The sequence below is a fragment of the Rhodovulum adriaticum genome (assembly GCF_004345735.1).
GTDB lineage: Bacteria > Pseudomonadota > Alphaproteobacteria > Rhodobacterales > Rhodobacteraceae > Rhodovulum > Rhodovulum adriaticum.
Map to the genome: position 1 here is coordinate 28,538 of NZ_SLXL01000010.1, position 25,944 is coordinate 54,481.

Below are 25,944 nucleotides of genomic sequence, written 5' to 3' on the forward strand. Positions count from 1 at the left end.
CAGGGGGGGAAGGATTGGCCGTGCGGCGGGCGGGCCCTAGCTGTGCCTCGGAAACAGGAGGCGGAATGGAACGGGCATTGGTGATCGGCGGCACGGGCGGGATCGGCGCTGCTGTCGTGGCTGAATTGCGCATGCGGGGCGTTGCGGTGGAAACGCTGTCGCGCAGCGCCGACGGGCTGGACCTGTGCGACGAGGCCAGCGTGCGTGCGGCGCTGGGCGCGCTGCAAGCGCCGTTCGACATGGTGTTCATGGCGACGGGCAAGCTGGACGGGGCCGGGCAGCCCCCTGAAAAGGCGCTGAAATCCGTCGACCCGGCGGCGCTGGCCGACCAGTTCGCGGTCAACGCCATCGGGCCGCTACTGGTGTTGAAACACGCGGTGCGCCTGATGCCGCGCGACCGGCGTTCGGTCTTTGCCGCGCTGTCGGCGCGGGTGGGCTCCATTGGGGATAACCGGATGGGCGGCTGGTATGCCTATCGTATGGCCAAGGCCGCGCTGAATCAGGGGCTGCACACGGCAGCCATCGAACTGGCCCGCACGCACCGCCAGGCGATCTGCGTGGCGTTGCATCCGGGCACGGTCGCCACGCCGTTTACCGCCGCTTACGCCGGGCGGCACAGGACGGTGGCGCCGGACCAGGCCGCAAAGAACCTGCTGGGGGTGATCGACGGGCTGACACCCGCCGAAACCGGCGGCTTCTTCGACTGGGCGGGCAAGCGGGTGGCATGGTGAGCCGGTTGGTTCTGGTGCTGGGCGACCAGCTGTCGCCGGGGCTGTCGGCCTTGCGCAACGCCGATCCGGCCCGCGATACCATCGTCATGGCCGAGGTGATGGCAGAGGCGTCCTATGTGCGGCACCACCCCAAGAAGATCGCCTTTACCTTTGCCGCGATGCGTAAATTCGCGGCCCGGCTGACGGCGGATGGCTGGCGCGTGGCCTATACCCGGCTGGACGATCCCGGCAACAGCCACAGCATCGTGGGCGAGCTGTTGCGCCGGGCCGGGGAAACCGGCGCGCAACAGGTGATCGCGACCGAGCCGGGCGAATGGCGGCTGATCGGCGCGCTGGAGGCCGCGCCGATCCCTGTCACGCAGCATCCCGACGACCGGTTCCTGTGCTCTCACGCCGAATTCGACGCCTGGGCCGAGGGGCGCAAATCCCTGCGGATGGAGTATTTCTATCGCCAGATACGGCGCAAGACCGGCCTGCTGATGGAAGGGGACAAACCCGCGGGCGGCAAGTGGAATTATGATTCCGAGAACCGCAAGCCCGCAGCCGATGACCTGTTCCGGCAGGGGCCGTTGCAGTTCGATCCGGACGAAACGGTGGCCGATGTTCTGGACCTCGTGGAAGCCCGGCTTCCCGACAGGTTCGGCACGCTGCGCCCATTCTGGTTCGCCACCGATGCGGATCAGGCCGAACAGGCGCTGGACCATTTTATGCGCCACAGCCTGCCCAGCTTTGGCGATTATCAGGATGCGATGCTGGCCGGTGACAGGTTCCTCTATCATGCCGTGATCTCGCCCTACATGAATGCGGGGCTGCTGGACCCGCTGGGCATCTGCCGCCGGGCAGAGGCCGAATATCACGCGGGCCGCGCCCCCCTGAACGCGGTCGAGGGTTTCATTCGCCAGATCATCGGTTGGCGGGAATTCGTGCGCGGCATCTATTTCCGCGAGGGGCCGGAGTATCCCCGTCGTAATGCGCTGGGTCATGACCGCCCTTTGCCCGCGCTTTACTGGGGGGCGGATACGGACATGAACTGCCTGTCCCATGCCGTCGCCCAGACCAGGGACGAGGCCTACGCCCACCATATCCAGCGGCTGATGGTGACGGGTAATTTCGCCCTGTTGGCGGGGATCGACCCGACCGCGCTGCACGAATGGTATCTGGCGGTTTATGCCGATGCCTATGAATGGGTAGAGGCCCCCAATACCGTTGGCATGAGCCAATTCGCCGATGGCGGCGTGGTGGGGTCGAAGCCCTATGTTTCGTCCGGGGCCTATATTAACCGGATGTCCGATTATTGCCGGGGGTGCCGCTACTCGGTCAGCAAGAAGACGGGCGACGGCGCGTGCCCCTTCAATCTGCTCTACTGGCACTTCCTGAATCGCCACCGCACCCGATTCGAGGACAACCCGCGCATGGGCCAGATGTACCGCACCTGGGACCGCATGGACGCAGCGCGCCAGGCTGCCGTTCTGGAGGGGGCAGAGGCCTTTCTGTCCCGGTTGGATCGGGGTGAAAAAATATAACTAATTGATAAGTATTATTCTTCCGGCCCCTTCCAGCGCGCGTAAATATGTCTTGGAAATTCCGGTATACAAGTGCATTCTAAAAATTGAATATGTCGGGGCGGACCCGGTTCGAAACTGACGCAAGGGCACCTTGTGACAGGCCGGCCGCAGCAAGCGGGAGGAAAATCCGATGGCACATGTCGTTGTTCTGGGCGCAGGTCTGGGGGGCACGCTGCAAGCCTATGAACTGAAGGAAACGCTGGAGGCGGGCGACAAGATCACCGTGATCTCGAACAAGCCCTATTTCCAGTTCACGCCCTCGAACCCCTGGGCGGGTGTCGGCTGGCGCAAGAAGGATGAAATCACCGTCGATCTGGCCCCGGTGATGGCCCGGCGCGGGATCGAATTCATCTGCGACGGGGCCAAGCGCCTGCATCCCGACCACAACAAGATCGAGTTGGACAGCGGGCGCGAGGTTGCCTACGACTATCTCGTGATCGCCACCGGCCCCGAGCTGGCCTTTGACGAGATCGAGGGGTTCGGCCCGGACAGATACACCCATTCCGTCTGTTCCATCGAACACGCCGCCGAGTCTGGCGACAAGTGGGAAGTGTTCTGCGCCAATCCCGGCCCGATCGTGGTGGGGGCCGCGCAGGGGGCCTCGTGCTTCGGCCCGGCCTATGAATACGCGCTGACCATCGACACCGACCTGCGCAAGCGCAAGATCCGCCACAAGGTGCCGATGACCTTCGTCACCTCGGAACCCTATATCGGGCATCTGGGCCTGGGGGGCGTGGGCGATACTAAGGGCATGCTGGAATCGCTGTTGCGCGACCGCGATATCAACTGGATTACCAATGCCAAGGTCGACCGCTTCGATGACGGCATGGCCCATGTGACCGAGGTCAACGAAGACGGGGCCGAGAAGAAGAAGCACGAACTGCCGTTCAAGTATTCCATGCTGCTGCCGGCGTTCCGTGGCATTCCGGCGGTGCGCGACATCGAGGGGCTGGTAAACCCGCGCGGCTTCATCCTGACCGACGAATATCAGCGTAACCCGAAATACCCCAACATCTTTGCCATTGGCGTCTGCATTGCAATCGCGCCCCCGGTGGCGACCCCGGTGCCGACCGGCGTGCCGAAAACCGGCTTCATGATCGAAAGCATGGTGACCGCCACCGCCCATAACCTGCCCGCCGTCATCAAGGGCGGAGCACCGTTCGAGCAACCGACCTGGAACGCGCTGTGCCTGGCCGATTTCGGCGACCGTGGCGCGGCCTTCCTGGCGATGCCGCAGAACCCGCCGCGCAACGTGGCCTGGGCGTCCAAGGGGCGGTGGGTGCACTGGGCCAAGCTGGCGTTTGAATGGTATTTCATGCGCAAGGTGCGAACCGGGATTTCCGAACCGTTCTATGAAAAGTTCATCATGAAGACGCTGAAGATCACCAAGTTGCAGCGCTAGGCGGTCGGCCCCACGGTCCGGCAAAACGGTTCATGCCCGGGGGGCGGGCGCCTCCCTTTTGAGGGCACGTTGAACAAGCGGCGGCAGGCGGTCCCGACCCGCCCGGCGTAGGGGGGGTGAAACCCACCGCCCTCAGAACAGGCTGCCCTGTTCGGGCGGCTCGTCCGTCTTGCGCCCGGCCTTGGTCCGCTGTCCCCCCAGGGCCAGCCGCCCGTCCTGGAACTGGATTTCCAGACCCGTTGCCGTTTCCGCCGCCGTCCGCGTGGTCATCACCTTGTCGCCCGACCACACCACGGCAAAGCCCCGGCGCAGGGTTTCCTCATAGCTCAGCCCTGCGCGCATACGTTCCAGCGCATCCAACCGTGTGCGGCGTCGGTCCATCCCGGCGGCAAGGGCGGTCTGCGCGCGCCGGTCCAGCTCTGCCAGCCGGGTGCGCTGTTCCTCGATCCGCCGCGCGATCACCTCGGGGCGCAGGCGGGCGGTGCGGGTGTCCAGATCGGCCCGGCGCTGGCGCAGCAGGCGGTTCAGGGCAGGGGCAATCCGTCCGGCCCGGTCGTCCAGTCGCCGCTGTTCCTCTGCGATGCGGCGGCGCAGCGTCGCCGGGCGCAGCGCAGCCGAGGCCTCGGACAGGCGCAGTTTTTCCTGGGCGATGCGCGCGCGCAGCGCGGCGGGCAGGCGGTCGGCGGCGCGGTCCAGCCGTTGTGCGGCGCTTTCCACCAGCGTTTCGGGCCGGGACAGGGCGCGCGACAGGTCGGCCAGCCGCTGGCGGCGGTGCTGTAACAGCCGGGACAGCGCGCCGCTGCGCCGGGCCTCCAGCGCGTCCAGCGTTGCCAGCAACTCCATCCGCACGGGCACCGCCATTTCGGCCGCGGCGGTGGGGGTGGGCGCGCGGCGGTCGGCGGCAAAATCGATCAGCGTGGTGTCGGTTTCGTGGCCGACGGCGGAAATCAGCGGAATGGCGGACTCGGCAGCCGCGCGCACGACGATTTCCTCGTTGAAGCCCCAAAGATCCTCCAGGCTGCCGCCGCCGCGCGCCACGATCAGCAGGTCGGGCCGGGGCAGGGCGCCGCCCGGGGTCAACGCGTTGAAGCCGCGAATCGCGCGGGCGACCTCGGGCGCGCAATTGGCGCCCTGCACCGCGACGGGCCAGATCAGCACCTTGCGCGGAAACCGGTCGCGCAGGCGGTGCAGGATGTCCCGGATCACCGCGCCCGAGGGCGAGGTCACCACCCCGATCACCTGCGGCAGATAGGGCAGGGTCTGCTTGCGTTCGGGCGCGAACAGGCCCTCGGCGGCAAGCTGGGCCTTGCGCTTTTCCAGCATCGCCATCAGCGCACCGACGCCAGCCGGCGCGATATCCTCGATCACCATCTGATAGCGCGACTGACCGCCATAGGTGGTCAGGCGGCCCGTGGCGATGACCTCCATCCCCTCTTCGGGCTGGGTGGCCAGGCGGCTGGCCACGCCCTTCCAGATGATGGCGGCCAGAACGTTCCGCTCGTCCTTGAGGTCCAGATAGACATGGCCCGACCGCGGTCGCGACACGCGCCCCACCTCGCCGCGCACGCGGACATGGGAAAAGGCGCCCTCAACCGTGCGTTTCACCGCGCCCGAGATTTCCGAGACGGTGAATTCGGGGGCGTTGGGCGTTGGGCCGTCATCGGCGATCAGGTCGGACATGGACACTCGCTTGTCATGGGGCGGGGCACAGCCTAGAACGCCGCGAACCGAAGGCCAAGCGGGGGCGGCACATGAATATCCTCATTCTCGGGGGCGGCGGGCGCGAGCATGCGCTGGCCTGGGCGATCCAGCAGAACCCGAAATGCGACCGGCTGATCGTGGCGCCGGGCAATGCCGGAATCGCGCAGATGGCCGAATGCGCCGCGCTGGATATCGAGGATGGCGGCGCGGTGGCCAGCTTTGCCGAGGAAAACGCTGTCGATTTCGTTGTGATCGGGCCAGAGGCGCCGCTGGCCGCGGGCGTGGCCGACCGGCTGGCGGCGGCGGGGGTGCTGTGTTTCGGACCCAGCCAGGCGGCTGCGGCGCTGGAAAGCTCGAAAAGCTTTACCAAGGAGATCTGCGCCGCCTGCGATGCGCCCACCGCGGCCTATGGTCATTTCAAGGATGCCGAGGCCGCCAAGGCCCATGTCCGGGCACAGGGCGCGCCCATCGTGGTTAAGGCCGACGGGCTGGCCGCGGGCAAGGGCGTGATCGTGGCGGGCACGGTCGAAGAGGCCGAGGCCGCCATCGACGACATGTTCGGCGGCGCTTTCGGCGGTGCGGGCGCCGAGGTGGTGATCGAGGAATTCATGGAGGGCGAAGAGGCCTCCTTCTTCGTGCTGTGCGACGGGGAAAACGTGCTGCCCATCGGCACCGCGCAGGATCACAAGCGGGTGGGCGAGGGGGATACCGGCCCCAATACGGGCGGCATGGGCGCCTATTCCCCGGCCCCGGTGATGACGGACGCGGTCTGCGACAAGGCCTTGGCGGAGATCGTAAAACCCACCATGGCCGAGATGGCCCGCCGCGGCACACCCTATCGCGGGGTGCTGTATGTGGGCCTGATGATCCAGAACGGCCAGCCGCGGCTGGTGGAATACAATGTGCGTTTCGGCGACCCGGAATGCCAGGTGCTGATGATGCGGCTGGGCGGGCAGGTGCTGGACCTGCTGATTGCCTGCGCCGAGGGTCGTCTGGCCGAGGCCCGCGTGAACTGGGCCGACGATCACGCGATGACCGTGGTGATGGCCGCGCAGGGCTATCCCGGCGCCTATGACAAGGGCAGCGTGATCGGTGGGCTGGATACCCTGCCCGAGGACAGCATGAACATGGTGTTCCACGCCGGCACCAAAGAGGTGGACGGCCGGATCACCGCATCCGGCGGGCGCGTGCTGAACGTCACCGCGCGGGGCGAAAGCCTGGCCCAGGCGCGCGACCGCGCCTATGGGATGGTCGATGCGATCGACTGGCCGCAGGGGTTCTATCGCCGCGATATCGGGTGGCGGGCGCTGTAGGGGTCAGGCGCCCACCGCCTTGCGCACCATGTTCCAGTAGATCCGCTCGACCCGGTCGCGGGACAGCCGCCCGGTGTCGCGATACCATGTCGTGACCCCGGTCAGCATGGCGATCACGGCCAGCGTGGCCAGTTTCGTGTCGGGCAGGGTAAAGACCCCCGCATCCTTGCCCGCGCGCAGGATATCCTCCAGCACGGTTTCGTAGCGTTTGCGCAGCCCCTCGATCACCGCGAAATTCGCGGGCTCCAGGTTGCGCAATTCCATATAGGCGATGAACACCGCGTCGGGCCGGTCCAGGTGGAACCGGATGTGAAAGCGGGTAAAGCTTTCCAGCGCCTCCAGCGGGGTTTCGCCCTTGGGCTCGGCCTGCCAGGCGGCCAATAGGTCGTCCAGATGGGCCTTCATCAGGTTGAACAGCAACCCCTGCTTGTCGGGGATGTAATTGTAAAGCGCGCCGGCCTGTACCCCCACCTCTGCCGCGATCTGCCGCATCGAGACCGCCGCATAGCCATGCTGGGCGAACAGCCGTTGTGCTGCGTCGCGCAGGCGCGGGCCGGTGATGTCGGAATGCGAGCCGGAGGTGCGTGCCATGCCCCATGGTTATATGAACGGGCGTTCATTTCAATCCCCCGTGCGCGGTGCTTGCCCCGGGGCGGGGCGCGGGGCTATGGTTCGCGCGGGCCGCATCGGGGGGCAGCGCATGGCAGGGCAGGGCAGATGGATCTGGGCGGTACCGGCCCTAGCGCTGGCCGCCTGCAGCCAGTTCCCCGAGGTCGATGCCGCAGCCCCCGCCTATGACGTGCCGCCGCCCTATCCCCGGATCGCGCCGCTGGACCAGGCGCTGGCCCGACTGCCGGATACGCCCATCGAAGAGGGTGCCGAGGCGGGAACCGCGCTGGCGGGGCGTGCGGCGGCGCTGCGCTACCGGGCGGCGCAATTGCGGGCGCGCGATTTCTAGCGGCGCGCGCGCCGCGTTGCACCGGCCCGCCCTTCGCGCTAACAACCCGCGAACCCAGACCTGACCCGGGAGCATCGCCCATGACCACCCCCCTGCGCCTCGGCATTGCCGGGCTTGGCACCGTTGGCGCCGGTGTCGTCAAGATCGTGCAGTCGCGTGCCAACCTGCTGGCCCAACGCAGCGGGCGACCGGTGGTCATCACCGCCGTTTCCGCCCGCACCCGTGACAAGGATCGCGGCGTGGACCTGTCCGCCTATGACTGGGAGGACGATCCGGTGGCGCTGGCCCGTCGTGATGACGTGGACGTGCTGGTGGAACTGATGGGCGGGTCGGACGGCCCGGCCAAGGCCGCGACAGAGGCCGCCATCGCCTCGGGCAAGGATGTGGTCACCGCCAACAAGGCGATGCTGGCCATCCACGGCCAGGCCCTGGCCGAGGCCGCCGAAGAGGCGGGCCGCGTCATCCGGTTCGAGGCCGCGGTCGCAGGCGGCATCCCCGTGGTCAAGGCCCTGACCGAGGGGCTGGCCGGCAACAGCATCGAACGCGTGATGGGCGTGATGAACGGCACCTGCAACTACATCCTGACCCGGATGGAGGGCGAGGGCCTGCCCTATGAAACCGTTTTCGACGAGGCCAACGCCCTGGGTTACCTTGAGGCCGACCCCACGCTGGATGTCGGCGGGATCGACGCGGGCCACAAGCTGGCGCTGCTGGCCTCTATCGCCTTTGGAACGCGGGTCGATTTCGCCGGTGTGGAACTGGAGGGGATCGAGCGGATTTCCATCGACGATATCCGCCATGCCGCCGATATGGGCTTTCGGATCAAGCTGTTGGGCGTTGCGCAGATGACCGGCCGCGGACTGGAACAGCGCATGTCGCCCTGCCTGGTGCCCGCATCCTCGCCCCTGGGCACGCTGGAGGGGCCGACCAACATGGTGGTTCTGGAAGGCGACGCCGTGGGCCAGGTTTTCCTGCGCGGTGCAGGCGCGGGCGAGGGGCCGACCGCCAGCGCCGTGATGGGCGACGTGATGGACATTGCGCGGGGCTTCCGGGTGTCGACCTTCGGGGCGCCGGCTGCTGCGCTGGAACCGGCCCGCGCCGCACGCGCCAGCGCCGCCGCGCCCTATTACCTGCGGATGGAGCTGGAGGACCGCCCCGGCGCGCTGGCCAAGGTGGCCACCGTTCTGGGCGAGGCGGGCATTTCCATCGACCGCATGCGCCAGTATCGGCACACCGACCCGACCGCGCCGGTGCTGATCGTCACCCACAAGACCACGCGCGATGCGCTGGATCATGCCCGCGCGGGTTTTGCCGCAACGGGCGTCGTGGCCGGCGACCCGGTGGCCCTGCGGATCGAGCAGGTCTAATCCCGCCGGAACAGCACCGCTTGCGCCTGCCGGTCGGTGCCGATGTTCTGCCGCCGTTCGGCAGCCAGGGCGCGGCCCCGCTGCACCGCCGGGCGCGTGCCTACCGCGTCCAGCCAGCGGGCCAGGTGCGGTTTGTCGTCCAGCGTCTGTTCCTGCCGTTCCCAGAGTGACGCCCAGGGCCAGATCGCCATGTCCGCTATGGAATAGAAGTCCCCCGCGACATAGGTATTATCGGCTAGTCGCCGGTCCAGCACACCGTAAAGCCGCGCGACCTCGGCGCGATAGCGGTCCTGCGCATAGGGCAGCACCTGCGGCGGGTCCAGATCGGTGGCGTAGTGCAGGAAATGATGCGCCTGTCCGGCCATCGGCCCGACGCCGCCCATTTGCCACATCAGCCATTCCTCGACCGCGATCCGGTCGCGCTCGGTTTCGCCGATAAACCGCCCGGTTTTGCGCACCAGGTACAGCAGGATCGCGCCGGATTCGAAGACCGAGACCGGCCCGCCCCCCGGTCCGTCCGGGTCCACGATAGCCGGCATCCGGTTGTTGGGGCTGATCTTCAGGAACTCGGGGGCGAACTGGTCGCCTGCGCCGATATCGACCATGTGCAGGTCGTAAGGCAGGCCCATCTCCTCCAGCGCGATGGCGATCTTCCATCCGTTGGGGGTGGGCCAGTAGTGGAATTCGATCGGTTGCATGGGGCCTCCGTTGCTGTTGATGCAAGGGTGGGGCGATCCCGCCCCGCGGCAAGATGTCTTGACGCCGGTGCAGCCGGGGCGTAGCCAAACGGCGTGGCGATTTGTTCACCGGATTGCGGGCCACGTTAAACAAACCGCTAAAAGGGTCAGGGCTTGCCCCCGGCGTCCGTGACGGTGGGGGCTTTTTCATGCGCGGGAGGGCGCGATGGGCAAAGGGAACTGGTCGAAACGCACGCAGGCGGTGCATGGCGGAACACGTCGCAGCGGATACGGGGAAATGTCCGAGGCGCTGTTCCTGACCCAGGGCTTTGCCTACCCGTCCGCCGAGGCCGCCGAGGCGCGGTTCCGCCAGTCCGGGCCGGATGAATTCATCTATGCCCGTTACGGCAACCCGACCGTCGCGATGCTGGAGGATCGCATCGCCGCGCTGGAGGGGGCCGAGGCCGCCTTTGCCACCGCATCGGGCATGGCGGCCGTGAACGGCGCGCTGACCGCGATGCTGAAGGCGGGCGACCGCGTGGTCGCGGCCCGGGCGCTGTTCGGATCTTGCCTGTATATTCTTGAGGATATCCTGCCGCGCTTCGGGGTCGAGGTCGCCTTTGTCGATGGCACCGATCTGGATCAGTGGCGCGCGGCGGTCACGCCCGGCACGGCGGCGGTGTTCTTCGAAACCGTGTCCAACCCCACGCTTGAGGTGATCGACGCCGCCGCCGTGGCGGACATCGCCCATGCCGCGGGCGCCCGTGTGATCGTGGACAATGTCTTTGCCACCCCGGTCTTTTCCCGCGCGATCGAGCAGGGCGCCGATCTGGTGGTCTATTCCGCGACCAAGCATATCGACGGGCAGGGCCGCTGCCTGGGCGGGCTGATCCTGGGGCGCGAGGCCGATATTCGCGGCCCCGTAGAGACCTACATGAAACACACCGGCGGCGCGATGAGCCCGTTCAACGCCTGGGTGATGCTGAAGGGACTGGAAACGCTGGAGTTGCGCGTGCGCGCCCAGGCCGCAGCCGCCCGCGCCATTGCCGAGGCGCTGGTCCCCCATCCGCGTCTGTCGCGCCTGATCTATCCCGGTCTGCCCGGCGATCCGGGCTATCCGCAATTCCCAGAGGGCGGCACGGTCCTGTCCATTGAGGTTGAGGGCGGGCAGGATGCGGCCTTTGGTGTTCTTAATGCGCTGGAAATATGGAAGATTTCCAACAACCTTGGGGACGCGAAAAGTATTGCCACCCACCCGGCCACTACGACGCACCAACGCCTGTCCGCGGATCGTCAGGCGGCGCTTGGGATCACGCCGGGGCTGCTGCGCCTCAGCGTGGGGCTGGAAGAACCGGCCGATCTGATCGCCGATCTGCGGGGCGCGCTCGACATGCTGTGATCGGCGGCGGGATGCAAAAGAATTGGACTTTCTTTCGCACGCGCCCATCTTTGGGGTCCGGCCCGAGGTTGCGAAGGAGAGCGCCCCGATGAACATGCATAACCGCGAGATCGACCGCCAGCCGACCCGCGACGAGGCAGAACACGCGCTGGCCGTCCTGCGTCAGTGGGCAGCCGGCGCCAGCGCGGCTGAGCGCAACACCCTGGACCCCGCGGTAGAGGGGCTGATGCCGGGGCCGGTGTCCGATTACCCCGCGCTCAGCCGCAGCTATCCGGCCGATTTCAAGGCCGATGCCGCCTACAAGGACACGCTGCCCGACCTGCAGAACGGGCCGTCCAGCCTGATCCGGGGCGCGCGCCGGGCAATCCAGCATGTGGGCATTTCCAATTTCCGCCTGCCGATCCGGTTTCACACCCGCGACAATGGCGATCTGACCCTGGAAACCTCTGTCACCGGCAGCGTCAGCCTGGAGGCCGAGAAGAAGGGCATCAACATGTCGCGCATCATGCGCAGCTTTTATGCCCATGCGGAACGCACCTTCAGCTTTGAGGTAATCGAGGCGGCGCTGGACAGCTACAAGGCCGACCTGGACAGCCTGGACGCGCGGATCGCGATGCGCTTCTCCTTCCCGATGAAGGTGGGGTCGCTGCGGTCGGGGCTGTCGGGATATCAGTATTACGATATCGCGCTGGAACTGGTGGAACAGGCCGGTGTCGCGCGCAAGATCATGCATCTGGATTACGTCTACAGCTCGACCTGCCCGTGCTCGCTGGAGTTGTCCGAACATGCCCGCCAGGCGCGGGGGCAACTGGCCACGCCCCATTCGCAGCGCTCCGTCGCGCGGATTTCCGTGGCGCTGGACCCCGAGGCCGAGTGCCTGTGGTTCGAGGATCTGATCGAGATCTGCCGCGCCGCTGTGCCCACCGAAACCCAGGTGATGGTGAAGCGCGAGGATGAGCAGGCCTTTGCCGAGCTGAACGCCGCCAACCCGATCTTTGTCGAGGATGCGGCGCGGCTGTTTGCCGAGGGGCTGCAACGCGATCCGCGCATCGGCGATTTCCGGGTGCTGGCCAGCCATCAGGAAAGCCTGCACAGCCATGACGCGATCAGCGTGCTGACCGAGGGCGAGACATTCGCCGCCGACAGCCTGGACCCCAAGCTGTTCGCGACGCTGATCCACGCCGGCTGAGCCGCTTGACAGGGCGTGCGGGCAGGGCCAAGCGTTAGGCCATGTTTGACCTGCGCCCCGTCGGATATGTGATCGGCCTGCTGGTCGCCGTTTTGGGGGCGACCATGCTGCTGCCGATGGGGTTCGACCTGGCGGCCGGCAATCCGAACTGGGAGTCCTTTCTGGAGGCCGCGGTCCTGACGGGCATCACCGGGGCGCTGGTCGCGATAGCCTGCGCCAACGGGGAAGAGGACCGCCTGTCGGTTCAGCAGACCTTTTTCCTGACCTCGGGCGTGTGGCTGGTTCTGCCGGTCTTTGCGGCCTTGCCCTTTGTGCTGGGCGCCCCCGAGATGCGCCCGGTCGATGCCTTTTTCGAGGCGATGTCGGGCCTGACCACCACCGGCGCCACGGTGATGAGCGGGCTGGAGGACCAGCCGCCCGGCATATTGCTGTGGCGGGGCGTGCTGCAATGGTTCGGCGGCGTGGGCATCATCGTCGTGGCCATGGTGTTCTTGCCGGAACTCCGGATCGGGGGGATGCAGATCTTCCGTTCCGAGGGGTTCGATACCTTTGGCAAGATCCTGCCGCGGGCCACGCAGATCGCGCAGCGCATCTCGGTCATCTATATCGCGCTGACTGTGATTTGCGGGATGTCCTACCTGGCGGTGGGCATGACGCCCTTCGACGCGACGGTGCACGCGATGACCACGGTCGCCACGGGTGGCTTTGCCAATTACGACGCGTCCTTCGGCGCCTTTGGGCCCGGGGTGGAGTACGTGGCGGTGGTGTTCATGCTGCTGGCGGCGCTGCCTTTCGTCCGTTACGTGCAACTGGTCGCGGGCACTGCGCAACCGTTGCTGCGCGACAGCCAGATCCGGGTGTTCCTGGGGATCGCTGTTGTGCTGGTTTTGGTGATGGCCGGCTGGCAGATGGCACGCGCCGGCGGCGCGGACGAGGACGCGTTCCGCAAGGCGCTGTTCAATGTCGTGTCGATCCTGACCGGCACCGGCTATGCCAGCACGGATTACATGCTGTGGGGCGCTTTTCCGGTCGTTCTGTTCTTCTTCATCGGGCTGATCGGCGGTTGTGCGGGATCGACCGCCTGTTCGATCAAGGTATTCCGCTACCAATTGCTGTTTTCCGCCATCCGCGTGCAGATCAAGTCGATCTACGCGCCGCACGGCATGTTCCAGCCGCGCTATCAGGGGCGGCCGGTGGATGACGACGTGTTGTCGTCGGTCATGTCGTTTTTCGTGTTCTTCGTCGTGACGCTGGGGACGACATCGGTTCTGTTGGGGGCAACCGGGCTGGATGCCACGACATCGCTGTCGGGTGCGGCGGCGGCGCTGGCCAATATCGGCCCCGGTCTGGGCGAGCAGATCGGCCCGGCGGGCAACTTCGCGGGGCTGAACGACCCGGCAAAGTGGATCCTGTCCGGTGCGATGCTGATCGGGCGGCTGGAATTGCTGGTGGTCTACGCGATCCTGACCGTCCAGTTCTGGCGCGCGTAAGGCGGGGGCGGGCAGGGCGCGGTTGATTGCGCCCCGCCCGATGCGTCAGTTCCAGCAGGACACCGGCACGGTCATGTCCGCCGCGCGGCGGCTGAGAACCGCGGGGGGCAGCGCGCCGTTGGCCTGGGCGGCGCCGGGGGTGATGCCGTTGGCCGTCAGGAAACCGGCGATCGCCTCGGCGTCGGCGGCATAGCGGACCGCCTCGGGCAGTTGGCGCGTACCGCCGGGCGGGGGCAGCAGGATGCCCAGCACCGCGCCGCTGGCGTCCAGAACGGGGCCGCCCATGTCGCCCTCCAGCGCCTCGATTTCCAGCCGGTTCAGGCTGTCCTCGCCGTTCAGGCCGCGCAGGTCGGCCATGGTGCCGAAGGTCAGAACCGGCAGATCCAGCACGTTGCCATAGGAGAAGCCCGAAACTGCGATATCCGCCCCCAGCCGGGGCACGGCCAACTGGAACGCCGCGTAGGCCACCGGGGCCAGCCGCACCGAGGGCTGCAGCAGGGCCAGGCCAAGCTGCGGGTCGGTGGCCCCAAGGCTTGCGTTCAGGTCGGGGCCGATAGTGATGCGGTCGCAGCGCGACAGCCCCTCCAGCGTGGTCAGCACGGTGCCCTCGCCATCGACGAAGAACCCGGTATGGGTGCTTTCGGGCGTGCGGATTTCCAGACCCGACATCATGTCGGCGCGCTGTGCCTCGGTCGCCTCGCCCAGGGTTTCGTCAAGCGCCACGTTCGGCACCGAGTCCAGGCTGTCGCGCATCATCGCAACGGCACGCTGCATCAGCTTTTCGTCGGCCTGCGGTTCCCAGATCAGGGCAAACCCCTTGATCATGCCGCCGGTCAGCGTGGCATAGGTATGCGAGGCGATACGTTCATTCCGGCCGGTGAGGGTAAAGTCGCGCGTGGTCCGGTTCCGCTCGCCCTCTACCGGCACGATCTTGAGGGTCTGCATGATGTCGTACAGACCATAGAGCGTGCCCTGATCGCCGCGCTGGCTGATCAGCAGGGCGCGCACGCCGCTGCCGTCGCGGGACTTGTAATGCACGAAGGGCGGCTCGTAGCGGTCGAACTGCACCAGGCCCAGAGGCATGTCGATGCGAATTCCTGCCTCGGGTTCTTCGATCTCGCGCATGCCCAGGCTGGCAATCTGGGTCTCGTACTCGTCCAGCAGTTGGGCGCGCTGGCGGGTGGTCAGAACGCCCGTGGCCTCATAGCCGCGGTCGGTTTGCCAGGCGGCCATGGCGCTGCGGGTGCCCGGACCAAAGGCCGCGTCGATGCCCGCGTTGTAATAGCCTTGCCATTGCAGCGCGATTTGCAGCTGCGCCCGCTCATCCCGGCTGAGCCCGTATTCCGAGCGCCGGGCCTCGGCCAGGGTTTCCTCGGGCGGGGGCGGCGGCGTGGTGTCGATGGCCGGGGCCGGTTCGGGGTCTGTGGCGGGCATCACCTGCTGCGCGGGGATCGGGGCAAAGGGGGTCTGTGCGGGCATGGCCTGGGCCGGGCGCGGCGCTTGGGTCGGCCAGACCTGTTCGCGGAAATCGCGTCCATAGCCGATGAAACTGTCGCGCGGGATCAGGCCTTCGGCCCGCAGGCGCCCGATCTCGGTCTCTGCCTGGTCTTGCGAATAGGGGCCGATGGCCAGCGCGTACCACCCCGTGGCAACGCGATAGGCCACGATGTTCGGAAAGACGCCGGAATAGGCGCGGGCGCGGTCCTGTGCCTCTTGCAGGCTGGCATGCGCCTCGATCTGTAGAAAGGCCTGATCCTGGGCCTTGGCGGGCATCGTGGCGGCAATCGTCAAGAACAGGATAACGAACAGTCTCTTCATAGGGTTCAGTCCCCTTGGATGATGTTATCGCGCGGAATTTTCCGCGAATCTGACTTGCAAGGTAGCAAAGTGCCACTGCATTGCACGCCCTTAGTGGCCCCGTTCCCGCTGGCTTGATTGACCCCGGGGCCGGGCTTGCCTATTGAGGCGCTGGTTTCACCGGCACGAGGGGCCATCGCGCGATGACTGTGGACAAGCCGCGGAGTTTTCAGGAAATCATCCTGAGGTTGCAGGGCTATTGGGCGGCCAAGGGCTGCGCCGTCCTGCAACCCTACGACATGGAGGTGGGCGCGGGCACCTTCCACCCGGCGACCACGCTGCGTTCGCTGGGCTCTCGCCCCTGGGCCGCCGCCTATGTCCAGCCCTCGCGCCGCCCGACCGACGGGCGCTATGGCGAGAACCCCAACCGGTTGCAGCACTACTACCAGTACCAGGTGCTGATCAAACCCAGCCCGCCGGATCTGCAAGAGCTTTATCTCGGCTCGCTTGCCGCCATCGGTATCGATTTCGACTACCACGACATCCGCTTTGTCGAGGATGACTGGGAAAGCCCGACGCTGGGCGCCTGGGGCCTGGGCTGGGAGGTCTGGTGCGACGGGATGGAGGTCAGCCAGTTCACCTATTTCCAGCAGGTCGGCGGCCATGACTGCCATCCCGTTTCCGGCGAGCTGACCTATGGGCTGGAGCGTCTGGCGATGTATGTGCTGGGCATCGATCACGTGATGGAGATGCCGTTCAACGACCCCGACGCGCCGATCCCGCTGAGCTATGGTGACGTGTTCCGCCAGACCGAAGAGGAATACTCGCGCTGGAATTTCGACGTGGCCGACACCGACAAGTTGTTCCAGTTCTTCGAGGCGGCCGAGGCCGAATGCGTCCGCATCCTGGATCATCCGCAGGACGATCCGCGCAGCGGCAAGCGGATCATCATGGTGCACCCGGCCTATGACCAGTGCATCAAGGCCAGCCACTTCTTCAACCTGCTGGACGCGCGCGGCGTGATCTCGGTGACCGAGCGGCAGGCCTATATCGGGCGGGTGCGCGCGCTGGCGAAACGCTGCGCGGACGCCTTCGTGGAAACCAATGCCGGGGGCTGGACGGCGGACGCCGCGGCCGAGGGGGTCTGACATGCCCGACCTGTTGATCGAACTTTTTTCCGAGGAAATCCCGGCGCGCATGCAGGCCGGTGCCCGTGAGGCACTGAAAAAGCGTGTGACCGACGGTCTGGTCGAGGCCGGGTTGACCTATGCCGCGGCCCAGGCGTTTTCCACGCCGCGCCGCCTGGTGCTGGCGGTGGACGGTCTGACGGCCCGCAGCCCCGATCTGCGCGAAGAGCGCAAGGGGCCGAAGGTGGACGCCCCCGAAAAGGCGCTGGAGGGGTTCCTGCGCTCTACCGGGCTGACCCGCGATCAGTTGGAGGCGCGCGACACCAAGAAGGGCCAGGTCTGGTTCGCCGTGATCGACAAGCCCGGCCGCCCCGCGGCCGAGATCGTCGCCGAGGTGCTGGAGGCCACGATCCGCAATTTCCCCTGGCCCAAGTCGATGCGCTGGGGCACGGGCAGCTTGCGCTGGGTGCGGCCCCTGCATTCGATCCTGTGTATCCTCAGCGATGAAAACGGCGCCGAAATCGTCCCGATGGACGTGGACGGCATCCGCGCGGGCGATACCACGCGCGGCCACCGCTTCATGGCGCCCGATCCGTTTTCCGTTGTGTCCTTCGAGGATTACGCCGCCAAGCTGAAGCGCGCCAAGGTGGTGCTGGACCAAGACGAACGGGCCGAGCATATCTGGCACGCCGCCACCAACGCCGCCTTTGCCAGCGGGCTGGAGGTGGTCGAGGACAAGGGCCTTTTGACCGAGGTCGCGGGTCTGGTGGAATGGCCCGTCGTGCTGATGGGCAAGATCGGCGAGGCGTTTCTGGACCTGCCGCCAGAGGTCTTGCAGACCTCTATGAAAGAGCATCAGAAGTTCTTTTCGGTGCGCGACCCGAAAACCGGGCGGATTGTTCGATTCGTGACAGTTGCGAACCGCGAAACCCCCGATGACGGCGAAACGATCCTGCACGGCAACGGAAAAGTGCTAGCCGCGCGCCTGTCGGATGCGGCGTTTTTCTGGGGCAACGACCTGAAGATTGCGCAAGACGGGATGGAGGAATGGCTGGACAGCCTGTCCCACGTCACCTTTCAGAGCGAATTGGGCAGCCAGGCCCTGCGCATCGATCGTATCGCCACCCTGGCGCGTGAGATCGCGCCGATGGTGGGCGCCGACCCGGACCTGGCAGAGCAGGCGGCGCGGGTGGCCAAGGCCGACCTGGCCTCGGAAATGGTCTACGAATTCCCCGAGTTGCAGGGCATCATGGGCCGCTACTATGCCCAGGCCGCCGGCCTGCCGGCTGAGGTCGCCGAGGCCTGCGAAATGCATTACAAGCCGCTTGGCCCGGCCGACGACCTGCCGCAGGCGCCGGTGTCTGTCGCCGTGGCGCTGGCCGACAAGCTGGACACGCTGGCCGGCTTCTGGGCCATCGACGAAAAGCCGACCGGCTCCAAGGATCCCTTTGCCCTGCGCCGCGCGGCGTTGGGCATTATCCGCATCATCCTTGAGCACGACCTGCGTATCGGCCTAGAACGGCTGATCGACATGCAGCTTTTGACCCATGTGCTGGCGCTGAACCTGGACACCGCCGAAGAGCGCGACCGCTTCTTCCTGGAACATCTGGTGGACGAGATCGCCCGCCACGGCGTTTTCGGCGCTGCCTTCCATGCGGTCATCGACAAGCTGACCCATAAGGACGAGCCGGTCGAGATCGAAGAGGGCACCTGGCTGGCGCGCCTGCGCAAGAGCCTGCCCGAGATGAGCGACGATCTGCTGGCCTTCTTCCATGACCGGCTGAAGGTCCACCTGCGCGGCGCGGGTATTCGCCACGACGTGATCGACGCCTGCCTGGCGATGCCGCAGGCCGATGACCTGCGCCTGCTGGTCAAGCGGGCAGAGGCGCTGAACGCGGCGCTGGCAACCGAGGATGGCGAAAACCTGGTGCAGGGGTTCAAGCGGGCCAACAATATCCTTTCCCAGGCCGAGGAAAAGGACGGCGTCGAATACCGTTTCGGCGCGGACGTGAAATTCGCCGAGGATGCCACCGAAACCGCGCTGTTCGCCGCGCTGGACGGTGCGGATGCGGCCATTGCCCCGGCGTTGCAGGCCGAGGATTTCACCGCCGCCATGGCGGCCATGGCCAGCCTGCGCGCGCCGATCGACGCATTCTTCGAGGCGGTGCAGATCAACACCGACAATGATATCGTGCGCCGCAACCGTCTGAACCTGCTGTATCGTATCCGTGAAACCTGCCTGCGCGTCGCCGATCTGACCCGCATCGAGGGCTGAGCGGCGCGACACGCCACGGCACGCTTGCCAGATGTCGCAACGGGCGTATGCTGCAGGGCAGGCAAGGGGACGCTGCGGTGCAGAAACAGTCTGAGTTCGTTGACTTTACCCAGATCACGCCCGGCGCGGACATCGTGCCCGCGCGCCATGGCGGGCGGGCGAAATGCCTGCAACGGCTGATCCGCCTGGGCCTGCCGGTGCCGCGTACCGTGGCCCTGTCCTTTGGCGCGGTGCACCGGATCGCACAGGGTGAAATGCCCGACATCGCCGCCTTGCTGGGGCTGTTCGGGCGGGCGCCGCTGGTCTCGGTCCGGCCCAGTTCGCAGGATCCCGATTGGGGCGGGCCGGCCTCTATCCTGAATATCGGCATGAACGACGCGCGCCACGCGGCACTGGTCGAAAGCCATGGCGCGGCAGCGGCGAACGCGCTCTACCTGTCTTTCGTTCAGGCCTATGCGGTGCATGTGGCCCGGCTGGACCCCGACATGTTCGAAGAAGAGGGCGACAGCGCCGACGCGCTGGCCGCCGCGCTGGAGGCCTACACCGAGGAAACCGACGAACCCTTTCCGCAAGAGCCCGCGCGCCAGTTGTCAGAGGTGCTGCGCTCCATGGCCCGCGCGTGGGAGGGCACGACCGCCCGGCTGTTGCGCCAGGCGCGCGGCGCGCCTGCCGATGCCGGGCTGGGGCTGGTGGTGCAGGCGATGGCACTGGGGCTGGGGCCGGGCGAAAGCGGGTCGGGCCTGATCCAGTTCGTCGATGGCAAGACCGGCAAGCGCCAGGTCACCGGGCGCTATCTGGGGCAAAGCCAGGGCCGCGCCGCCACCCGCGCGCGGCCTGGCACGCTTTACCTGGGGCGCGATCCGCGCGGCCCCTCGCTGGAAGAGCGCGCGCCAGAGGTCTTTGCCCAGCTCAAGCGGTATGGCGAAACCTGCCGGATCAATCTGCGCGAGGAAATGCAGATCGAATTCACGCTGGAAAACGGGTATTTGCACGTGCTGGATGCGGTGCGTGTGGCGCGCAGCGCGCGTGGCGCGGTGCGCATCGCGGTGATGCTGGCCGACGAGGGGATCATTCCCCGCGAAGAGGCGCTGTTGCGGATCGAACCCCGCGCCGTCAGCGAGTTGCTGCACAGCCAGGTGGACCCCTCCGATCCGCGCCATGCCATCGCGCACGGTATCGCGGCCAGCCCCGGTGCGGCGGTGGGGCGGCTGGTCTTCGGCTCGGCCGCGGCGCAGGCCAGTGCCGCGCGGGGCGAACCCTGCATCCTGGTGCGCCGCGAAACCACGCCCGAGGATATTCGCGGCATGCACGCCGCCGCCGGCGTGATGACCGAACGCGGCGGCATGACCAGCCACGCGGCGGTGATCGCGCGGGGGCTGGGGGTGCCCTGCGTGGTGGGGATGTCCGACATGCGCCTGCACCGCCGGGACGGGGTGCTGATTACCGCTGATGGGCACAAGCTGCACGAGGGCGACATCGTCACCCTGGACGGCACCAACGGCCAGGTTCTGTTGGGCGAGGGCAAGATGCTGAACCCGGCGCTGGACGACGCCTTTCAGGCGCTGATGAGCTGGGCCGAGACCGCCTGTGACATCGGCATCCGGGCCAATGCCGACACGCCCGCCGATGCCCAGACCGCGCGCCGTTTCGGGGCTGACGGGATCGGCCTGTGCCGGACCGAGCACATGTTCTTCGAGGCCGACCGGCTGACCGTCATGCGCGAGATGATCTTTGCCGCCGGGCCAGAGGATCGCGCCTCGGTGCTGGAGCGGCTGTTGCCGATGCAGCGCGAGGATTTCAAACAGCTTTTCGAGATCATGCAGGGCCTGCCGGTCTGCATTCGCCTGTTCGACCCGCCGCTGCACGAATTCCTGCCCCAATCGCGCGAGGGTGTGCGCGAACTGGCAGAGGCGCTGGACCTGCCGCTGTCGGACGTGTCGCGCCGGGTTCAGGCGTTGTCGGAATTCAACCCGATGCTGGGTATGCGCGGGGTGCGTCTGGGCATCAAGGTGCCCGAGATTTATGACATGCAGGCGCGCGCGATCTTTGAAGCGACGATCGAGGTCAGCCGCGACGGCGCGCCGGTGGTGCCCGAAATCATGATCCCGCTGGTCTCGGCCATGCGCGAGGTCGAACTGGTCAAGACCCGGATCGACGCGCTGGCCGCCGCGGTGCGGACCGAACGCGGCGTCGATTTCGATTACCGCCTGGGCGTGATGGTGGAAACCCCGCGCGCCGCGCTGCGCGCCGACGAGATCGCCCAGCATTCGGCCTTCCTCAGCTTTGGGACCAACGACCTGACGCAGATGACCTATGGCCTGTCGCGCGACGATGCGGGGCGTTTCATGGGATCCTATGTCAAGCAGGGTGTTTTCGTAGAGGATCCCTTTCACACGCTGGACACCGACGGGGTGGGCGAATTGCTGACCATCGGGGCCGAACGCGGCCGTCGCGCGCGGCCCGACGTGACCCTGTCGATCTGCGGCGAACACGGGGGCAATGCCGAATCGATTGATTTCTGCCGCCGGGCCGGGTTCGATTACGTTTCATGTTCGCCCTTCCGGGTGCCCGTGGCGCGGCTGGCCGCTGCGCAGTTGACCCTCGGGAAACCGCTTTTCCACGACTGAAGCGGGCCGCCGGGCGCGGCGGAATGTTGCATTACTGTCACATGTCTGGACTCTGCGGGGATTTGGGCGTATGGGTCGTGGCTGGACGCCGCCGCGGCGGTCTGATCTGGTGAGGACTCCATGGCCTTTTCCCTGACGCGCCTTGCGGGCGCGCTTGCGCTGTCTTTGATTGCCGTTAGCCCGGCCCCGGCCGAGATGCGTGGTTCGCAATCCAACGATCCCACCGTGATCCTGGGCGACAACCTGACCCGCCTGCTGACCACCGAACGCGTCGCGCTGCAACGCCTGGGCGACCGTCGCCTGGCGCGGCTGGCCGCGGCGCCGCGCCCCTTCGATGCGCCGACCTATTCCACCGCCTGGTTGGATGCGCGCCCCGCGGCCAAGGGCGGCAAGCAATGGGAATGCCTGACCGAGGCGCTGTATTTCGAGGCCCGCGGCGAAAGCGTGCAGGGCCAGTTCGCCGTGGCCGAGGTGATCCTGAACCGCGTGTCCTCGCCCGACTATCCCGATACGGTCTGTGGCGTGGTCAACCAGGGAACGGGCAAGCGCCATCAATGCCAGTTTTCCTATAACTGCGACGGCAAGGCCGAGGTCATCCGCGAAAAGGCCACGTATGTGCGCCTGGGCAAGATCGCGCGCTTCATGCTGGATGGGGCGCCGCGCCGCCTGACCGGCGGGGCCACCCACTATCACACCATCGCCGTGAATCCCCGCTGGGCCAGCCGTCTGCCGCGCACGGCGACCATCGGTGTGCATCATTTCTATCGCCAGGCCAGCCGCGCGCGCTGAGCGTTTGCTGTCGCTTGTGGCCGCTGTCCTGCCGCCTGCGGCCGGTCAGTGTGACCGGCGCTGCCTATCAAGGGCGGGAACGACCGCCCGGAGATCCCCATGAGTGACGATATTCGCCTGGCCTTCGCCCACCCGTCGGAACGGGCCGCGACGCTGGCCCCCGCGCGCCCGCTGCGCGACCGCATTTCGCTGCGCGACCACGTGGTCGAGGTCGAGATCGGCGCCTTTCAGCCCGAACGGGGCACGACACAGCGCGTGCGCTTTAACGTGGTGGTCGAGGTGCGCCCGCATCCCGCGCCGCTGGACGACGATGTGGACCGTGTCCTGTCCTACGACACGATCACCGAGGCGATCGAGGATGAACTGTCCTCGGAACGGCTGAACCTGCTGGAAACCCTGGCCGAACGCATCGCCGAACGCATCCTTGCCGAACCGCAGGCGATGCGTGCCTTCGTCCGGATCGAGAAGCTGGACCGCGGCCCCGGTGCGTTGGGGGTGGAAATCGTGCGCGACCGGGCCGCTGACATGCCCCGCCCGGTTGTAGCAATCGATCCCCTGGCCGAGGCTGCGCATCATCCGCTGGTCGTATTCCTGTCCAATGCCGCCATCGCCGCGCCGGATCTGTCGGGCTGGCTGGATCGCTGGCTGGCCGGGCCGCATCCGCTGGTGATCTGTGTGGGGGCGGCCGACACGCCGGCGCCGCAATCGGCGGTGCCGCCGGCGCAACGCCGCATCGATCTGCTGGCGATAGAGCAGAACGCCTGGGTGCTGGCTGGCCGCGATCCGCGCTGCGTGGTGCGCGGCAGCCGCACCGAAATCGACTGGGCGATGAAACACGGGCAGGCCACCGTCTGGGCCCCGTCCAAGATCGTGCTGGATGCGGTGGACGGCCCCTCGGCCAGCCCGCGCGACGCGCTGGCGCTGTCGGCATGGTTCGCGCGCGGGCTGGAGGCCGCCGAGATGCTGGTCGTGGGGGATCAGCCCTTGCCGCGGGTCGATGGGCTGAAGCTTGCTCATTTCACGCCCGTGGGTGTGGACAGCCGGTCCTGAGCCCTTGCCAATACCAAGAATTCCGGTCAAGCAACCCCCATGCGTCGTTACTTCCGTCCGATTGTTCAGAACGATCCCGCCCGCCCCTCCGATGCCCTGCCGATTGCCGGTGGCTGGGCCTGGTTCACCCGGGCCGAGGAGCTGAGCCGGGACGGGCCGCCGCGTATCATTCCCGCACATTCCATCCCGTTCGAGGAGCGCGCCGCGCTGACCGCGCCGCGTCCGGCGGTGGCGGGGCTGACCATGGACCGCCCGCGGATCATGGGCATCCTGAACGTCACGCCCGACAGCTTTTCCGACGGGGGCCGGTTCGACCGGCCCGAGGCGGCGCTGGCCCAGGGGCGTGCCCTGGCGGTGGCCTCTGACATCCTTGATATCGGGGGGGAATCCACCCGGCCCGGCGCGGCCGAGGTGCCGCTGACCGATGAAATCGCCCGCACCGCCCCGGTGATCGAGGCGTTGCGCGCCGCCGGTCTGACCTGTCCGATCTCCATCGACACACGCAAGGCCCCCGTGGCCGAGGCGGCGCTGGCCGCTGGGGCGGGGCTGGTCAACGATGTGTCGGGGTTCGATTTCGATCCGGCGCTTGCGGGGCTGGTCGCCCGGGCGGGGGTGCCGGTCTGCGTGATGCATGCGCAGGGGACGCCGGAAACGATGCAGGCCGATCCGCGTTACGACAACGTGCTGCTGGACATTTACGACGCCCTGGCCGAGCGGATCGCGCGGGCACAGGCCGCCGGCATCCCGCGTTCGCATATCGTGGTCGATCCCGGCATCGGGTTTGGCAAGACGGTGGGCCATAATCTGGCCCTTCTGCGCGGCCTCAGCCTGTTTCACGGATTGGGGTGCCCGATTTTGCTGGGCGCGTCGCGCAAGAGTTTTATTGGAATGGTATCCGGCGAGGAAGATGCCGCGCGCCGCGCGCCCGGCTCTATCGCGGTGGCGTTGGCGGCGATGGCGCAGGGCGTGCAGATCCTGCGCGTGCACGACGCGGCCGAAACCCGGCAGGCCTTGCGCGTCGATCTTGCATTGAAGGGAGTAGATAGCCATGGCTAGGAAGATTTTCGGAACCGACGGCGTGCGCGGGCAGGCCAACAGCTTTCCGATGACGGCCGAACTGGCGCTGCGCCTTGGCGCGGCGGCGGGGCGCTATTTCCGCCGCGACGGGTCCACAGGGCACCGGGTGGTGATCGGCAAGGATACCCGGCGCTCGGGCTACATGCTGGAAAACGCGTTGACGGCCGGGCTGACCTCGACCGGGATGAATGTGCTGCTGCTGGGGCCGGTGCCGACGCCGGCGGTGGGGTTTCTGACCCGCTCGATGCGGGCGGATGTGGGGATCATGATCTCGGCCAGCCATAACCCGCATCACGACAACGGGATCAAGTTTTTCGGCCCCGAGGGGTTCAAGCTGAGCGACGAGGCCGAGGCCGAGATCGAGGCGATCCTGGAAGGTGAGATCCGCTTGTCGCATCCGGACAATATCGGCCGGGCGCGTCGGATCGACGACGGGCTGTGGCGGTACGGCGAATACGCCAAGACGACCTTTCCTGCCGGGCGCCGACTGGACGGGCTGAAGGTGGTCCTGGATTGCGCCAATGGCGCGGCCTACCGCGTTGCCCCCGAGGTGTTGTGGGAACTGGGGGCCGAGGTGATCCCGCTGGGGGTCAGCCCCAACGGCGACAATATCAATGACGGGTGCGGATCGACCCGGCCGCAGGCCGCCGCCGAGGCCGTGCGCGCCCATGGCGCCGATGTGGCGATCGCGCTGGACGGGGATGCGGACCGCGCGATCCTGATCGACGAAACTGGCACCGTGGCCGACGGCGACCAGATCATGGCGCTGTTCGCCGAACGCTGGGCCGCCGAGGGGCGGTTGCGCGACGGGACGTTGGTGGCGACGGTGATGTCCAACCTGGGGCTGGAACGGCACCTGCAGGCGCAGGGCCTGCGGCTGGAACGTACCGGCGTGGGCGACCGTTATGTGGTTGAGGCGATGCGCGCGGGCGGGTGGAACCTGGGCGGCGAACAGTCCGGCCATATCGTGATGACCGATTACGCCACAACTGGCGACGGCATGCTGGCCGGGCTGCAATTCCTGGCGGCCATGGTCGAAACCGGGCAACCGGCCTCGGCCCTGGCGCGGCGGTTCGAACGGGTGCCGCAACTGCTGAAGAACGTGCGCTACGGGCCTGGCAGCACCCCCTTGGAAACCGGGCCGGTCCAGCAGGCGATTGCCGCCGCCGAGGCCCGTCTGGCCGGGCAGGGGCGCCTGTTGATCCGCAAATCCGGGACAGAGCCGGTGATCCGCGTGATGGCCGAATGCGAGGACGACGCGCTGCTGGTCGAGGTGGTGGACAGCATCGTGGCAGCGGTTGAGGGTGTCAGCCACGCGGCGTGATTGCGTGTTTCGTGCTGTTTTCAGGTAAGGGTTGGCGTCTAATGCGCCGATTTCGGATGTGGTGTTTTCGCGAGTGGTTCGATTTC

Annotated in this window: 20 protein-coding genes and 1 riboswitch; of the genes, 16 read left to right on the top strand and 4 right to left on the bottom strand. The window is 67.1% G+C overall.

The features are described from left to right. The first annotated feature begins 65 nt into the window (after nt 1–65). From EV656_RS12375 to EV656_RS12385, 3 genes are all read left to right on the top strand, one after another. Nucleotides 66–731, top strand: a complete 666-nt coding sequence (locus EV656_RS12375; RefSeq protein ID WP_132604524.1) for an SDR family NAD(P)-dependent oxidoreductase — start codon at nt 66–68, stop codon at nt 729–731. After that, on the top strand, nt 725–2,254 hold the full coding sequence (locus EV656_RS12380; RefSeq protein WP_132604527.1) for a cryptochrome/photolyase family protein: 1,530 nt from the start codon (nt 725–727) through the stop codon (nt 2,252–2,254). The genes EV656_RS12375 and EV656_RS12380 overlap by 7 nt, the downstream gene beginning before the upstream one ends. A gap of 172 nt (nt 2,255–2,426) precedes the next feature. Continuing rightward, nucleotides 2,427–3,698 carry an NAD(P)/FAD-dependent oxidoreductase gene (locus EV656_RS12385; protein WP_132604530.1) on the top strand — a complete coding sequence of 424 codons (1,272 nt, stop codon included), beginning with the start codon at nt 2,427–2,429 and terminating at the stop codon, nt 3,696–3,698. A gap of 132 nt (nt 3,699–3,830) precedes the next feature. Here EV656_RS12385 and xseA read toward each other — a convergent pair whose 3' ends face one another. Next, complete coding sequence (xseA, locus tag EV656_RS12390; RefSeq protein ID WP_132604533.1) at nt 3,831–5,378, bottom strand: exodeoxyribonuclease VII large subunit; 1,548 nt, start codon at nt 5,376–5,378, stop codon at nt 3,831–3,833. Nucleotides 5,379–5,449: 71 nt separating this feature from the next. Here xseA and purD point away from each other — a divergent pair, with 71 nt between their 5' ends. After that, on the top strand, nt 5,450–6,712 hold the full coding sequence (gene purD, locus EV656_RS12395) for a phosphoribosylamine--glycine ligase (RefSeq protein WP_132604537.1): 1,263 nt from the start codon (nt 5,450–5,452) through the stop codon (nt 6,710–6,712). A gap of 3 nt (nt 6,713–6,715) precedes the next feature. On the opposite strand, the gene EV656_RS12400 is transcribed toward purD, so the two are convergent. Continuing rightward, a complete protein-coding gene (locus tag EV656_RS12400) occupies nt 6,716–7,303 on the bottom strand; it encodes a TetR/AcrR family transcriptional regulator (RefSeq protein WP_132604540.1) in 588 nt (195 codons plus the stop codon). A gap of 109 nt (nt 7,304–7,412) precedes the next feature. On the opposite strand from EV656_RS12400, the gene EV656_RS12405 reads away from it, so the two are divergent. Together EV656_RS12405 and EV656_RS12410 are read left to right on the top strand one after the other, a co-directional pair. Then, complete coding sequence (locus EV656_RS12405; protein WP_132604543.1) at nt 7,413–7,670, top strand: hypothetical protein; 258 nt, start codon at nt 7,413–7,415, stop codon at nt 7,668–7,670. An 80-nt stretch (nt 7,671–7,750) separates the two neighbouring features. Continuing rightward, complete coding sequence (locus EV656_RS12410) at nt 7,751–9,037, top strand: homoserine dehydrogenase (RefSeq protein ID WP_132604546.1); 1,287 nt, start codon at nt 7,751–7,753, stop codon at nt 9,035–9,037. Here the strand turns inward: EV656_RS12410 and EV656_RS12415 are convergent. Further along, complete coding sequence (locus EV656_RS12415; protein ID WP_132604549.1) at nt 9,034–9,735, bottom strand: glutathione S-transferase N-terminal domain-containing protein; 702 nt, start codon at nt 9,733–9,735, stop codon at nt 9,034–9,036. The genes EV656_RS12410 and EV656_RS12415 overlap by 4 nt on opposite strands. Nucleotides 9,736–9,818: 83 nt before the next feature. Continuing rightward, nucleotides 9,819–9,897, top strand: a riboswitch (SAM riboswitch). A gap of 43 nt (nt 9,898–9,940) precedes the next feature. Between EV656_RS12415 and metZ the strand changes: the two genes are divergently transcribed. From metZ to EV656_RS12430, 3 genes are all read left to right on the top strand, one after another. After that, on the top strand, nt 9,941–11,113 hold the full coding sequence (metZ, locus tag EV656_RS12420; protein ID WP_132604552.1) for an O-succinylhomoserine sulfhydrylase: 1,173 nt from the start codon (nt 9,941–9,943) through the stop codon (nt 11,111–11,113). A gap of 88 nt (nt 11,114–11,201) precedes the next feature. Next, a complete protein-coding gene (gene folE2 / locus EV656_RS12425) occupies nt 11,202–12,302 on the top strand; it encodes a GTP cyclohydrolase FolE2 (protein ID WP_132604555.1) in 1,101 nt (366 codons plus the stop codon). 41 nt (nt 12,303–12,343) lie between these two features. After that, a complete protein-coding gene (locus EV656_RS12430; RefSeq protein ID WP_132604558.1) occupies nt 12,344–13,792 on the top strand; it encodes a TrkH family potassium uptake protein in 1,449 nt (482 codons plus the stop codon). Between the two features lie 45 nt (nt 13,793–13,837). Here EV656_RS12430 and EV656_RS12435 read toward each other — a convergent pair whose 3' ends face one another. Then, entirely contained in the window at nt 13,838–15,610 is a 1,773-nt protein-coding gene (locus EV656_RS12435) for a serine protease (protein WP_132604561.1), read from the bottom strand. 182 nt (nt 15,611–15,792) lie between these two features. Between EV656_RS12435 and EV656_RS12440 the strand changes: the two genes are divergently transcribed. The 7 genes from EV656_RS12440 to glmM all read left to right on the top strand — a co-directional run bounded on the left by EV656_RS12440 (nt 15,793) and on the right by glmM (nt 25,858). Beyond that, a complete protein-coding gene (locus tag EV656_RS12440) occupies nt 15,793–16,737 on the top strand; it encodes a glycine--tRNA ligase subunit alpha (RefSeq protein WP_132604564.1) in 945 nt (314 codons plus the stop codon). 1 nt (nt 16,738) lies between these two features. Beyond that, nucleotides 16,739–18,991 (top strand): glycine--tRNA ligase subunit beta, encoded by a 2,253-nt coding sequence (gene glyS, locus EV656_RS12445; RefSeq protein WP_132604567.1) that lies wholly within the window; start codon nt 16,739–16,741, stop codon nt 18,989–18,991. A 47-nt stretch (nt 18,992–19,038) separates the two neighbouring features. After that, on the top strand, nt 19,039–21,618 hold the full coding sequence (locus EV656_RS12450; protein WP_132604570.1) for a putative PEP-binding protein: 2,580 nt from the start codon (nt 19,039–19,041) through the stop codon (nt 21,616–21,618). 120 nt (nt 21,619–21,738) lie between these two features. Then, nucleotides 21,739–22,407: a cell wall hydrolase gene (locus EV656_RS12455; protein ID WP_132604573.1), complete on the top strand. Its 669-nt coding sequence runs from the start codon at nt 21,739–21,741 to the stop codon at nt 22,405–22,407. Between the two features lie 99 nt (nt 22,408–22,506). Beyond that, on the top strand, nt 22,507–23,457 hold the full coding sequence (locus tag EV656_RS12460; protein WP_132604576.1) for a dihydroneopterin aldolase: 951 nt from the start codon (nt 22,507–22,509) through the stop codon (nt 23,455–23,457). Nucleotides 23,458–23,496: 39 nt separating this feature from the next. Further along, nucleotides 23,497–24,513 (top strand): dihydropteroate synthase, encoded by a 1,017-nt coding sequence (gene folP, locus EV656_RS12465; protein WP_132604579.1) that lies wholly within the window; start codon nt 23,497–23,499, stop codon nt 24,511–24,513. Further along, nucleotides 24,506–25,858 (top strand): phosphoglucosamine mutase, encoded by a 1,353-nt coding sequence (gene glmM, locus EV656_RS12470; protein WP_132604582.1) that lies wholly within the window; start codon nt 24,506–24,508, stop codon nt 25,856–25,858. Before folP ends, glmM begins: the two co-directional genes overlap by 8 nt. The last annotated feature ends 86 nt before the right edge of the window (nt 25,859–25,944 follow it).

Bases quoted from the DNA above. Each gene is read 5' to 3' on its own strand.
- EV656_RS12410 (WP_132604546.1), top strand. From the start codon at position 7,751: ATGACCACCCCCCTGCGCCTCGGCATTGCCGGGCTTGGCACCGTTGGC.
- EV656_RS12400 (WP_132604540.1), bottom strand. From the start codon at position 7,303: ATGGCACGCACCTCCGGCTCGCATTCCGACATCACCGGCCCGCGCCTG.
- EV656_RS12415 (WP_132604549.1), bottom strand. From the start codon at position 9,735: ATGCAACCGATCGAATTCCACTACTGGCCCACCCCCAACGGATGGAAG.
- glyS (WP_132604567.1), top strand. From the start codon at position 16,739: ATGCCCGACCTGTTGATCGAACTTTTTTCCGAGGAAATCCCGGCGCGC.
- EV656_RS12435 (WP_132604561.1), bottom strand. From the start codon at position 15,610: ATGAAGAGACTGTTCGTTATCCTGTTCTTGACGATTGCCGCCACGATG.
- EV656_RS12455 (WP_132604573.1), top strand. From the start codon at position 21,739: ATGGCCTTTTCCCTGACGCGCCTTGCGGGCGCGCTTGCGCTGTCTTTG.
- xseA (WP_132604533.1), bottom strand. From the start codon at position 5,378: ATGTCCGACCTGATCGCCGATGACGGCCCAACGCCCAACGCCCCCGAA.
- folE2 (WP_132604555.1), top strand. From the start codon at position 11,202: ATGAACATGCATAACCGCGAGATCGACCGCCAGCCGACCCGCGACGAG.
- EV656_RS12380 (WP_132604527.1), top strand. From the start codon at position 725: ATGGTGAGCCGGTTGGTTCTGGTGCTGGGCGACCAGCTGTCGCCGGGG.
- EV656_RS12430 (WP_132604558.1), top strand. From the start codon at position 12,344: ATGTTTGACCTGCGCCCCGTCGGATATGTGATCGGCCTGCTGGTCGCC.
- glmM (WP_132604582.1), top strand. From the start codon at position 24,506: ATGGCTAGGAAGATTTTCGGAACCGACGGCGTGCGCGGGCAGGCCAAC.
- EV656_RS12460 (WP_132604576.1), top strand. From the start codon at position 22,507: ATGAGTGACGATATTCGCCTGGCCTTCGCCCACCCGTCGGAACGGGCC.
- metZ (WP_132604552.1), top strand. From the start codon at position 9,941: ATGGGCAAAGGGAACTGGTCGAAACGCACGCAGGCGGTGCATGGCGGA.
- EV656_RS12440 (WP_132604564.1), top strand. From the start codon at position 15,793: ATGACTGTGGACAAGCCGCGGAGTTTTCAGGAAATCATCCTGAGGTTG.
- EV656_RS12385 (WP_132604530.1), top strand. From the start codon at position 2,427: ATGGCACATGTCGTTGTTCTGGGCGCAGGTCTGGGGGGCACGCTGCAA.
- EV656_RS12375 (WP_132604524.1), top strand. From the start codon at position 66: ATGGAACGGGCATTGGTGATCGGCGGCACGGGCGGGATCGGCGCTGCT.
- purD (WP_132604537.1), top strand. From the start codon at position 5,450: ATGAATATCCTCATTCTCGGGGGCGGCGGGCGCGAGCATGCGCTGGCC.
- folP (WP_132604579.1), top strand. From the start codon at position 23,497: ATGCGTCGTTACTTCCGTCCGATTGTTCAGAACGATCCCGCCCGCCCC.
- EV656_RS12450 (WP_132604570.1), top strand. From the start codon at position 19,039: ATGCTGCAGGGCAGGCAAGGGGACGCTGCGGTGCAGAAACAGTCTGAG.
- EV656_RS12405 (WP_132604543.1), top strand. From the start codon at position 7,413: ATGGCAGGGCAGGGCAGATGGATCTGGGCGGTACCGGCCCTAGCGCTG.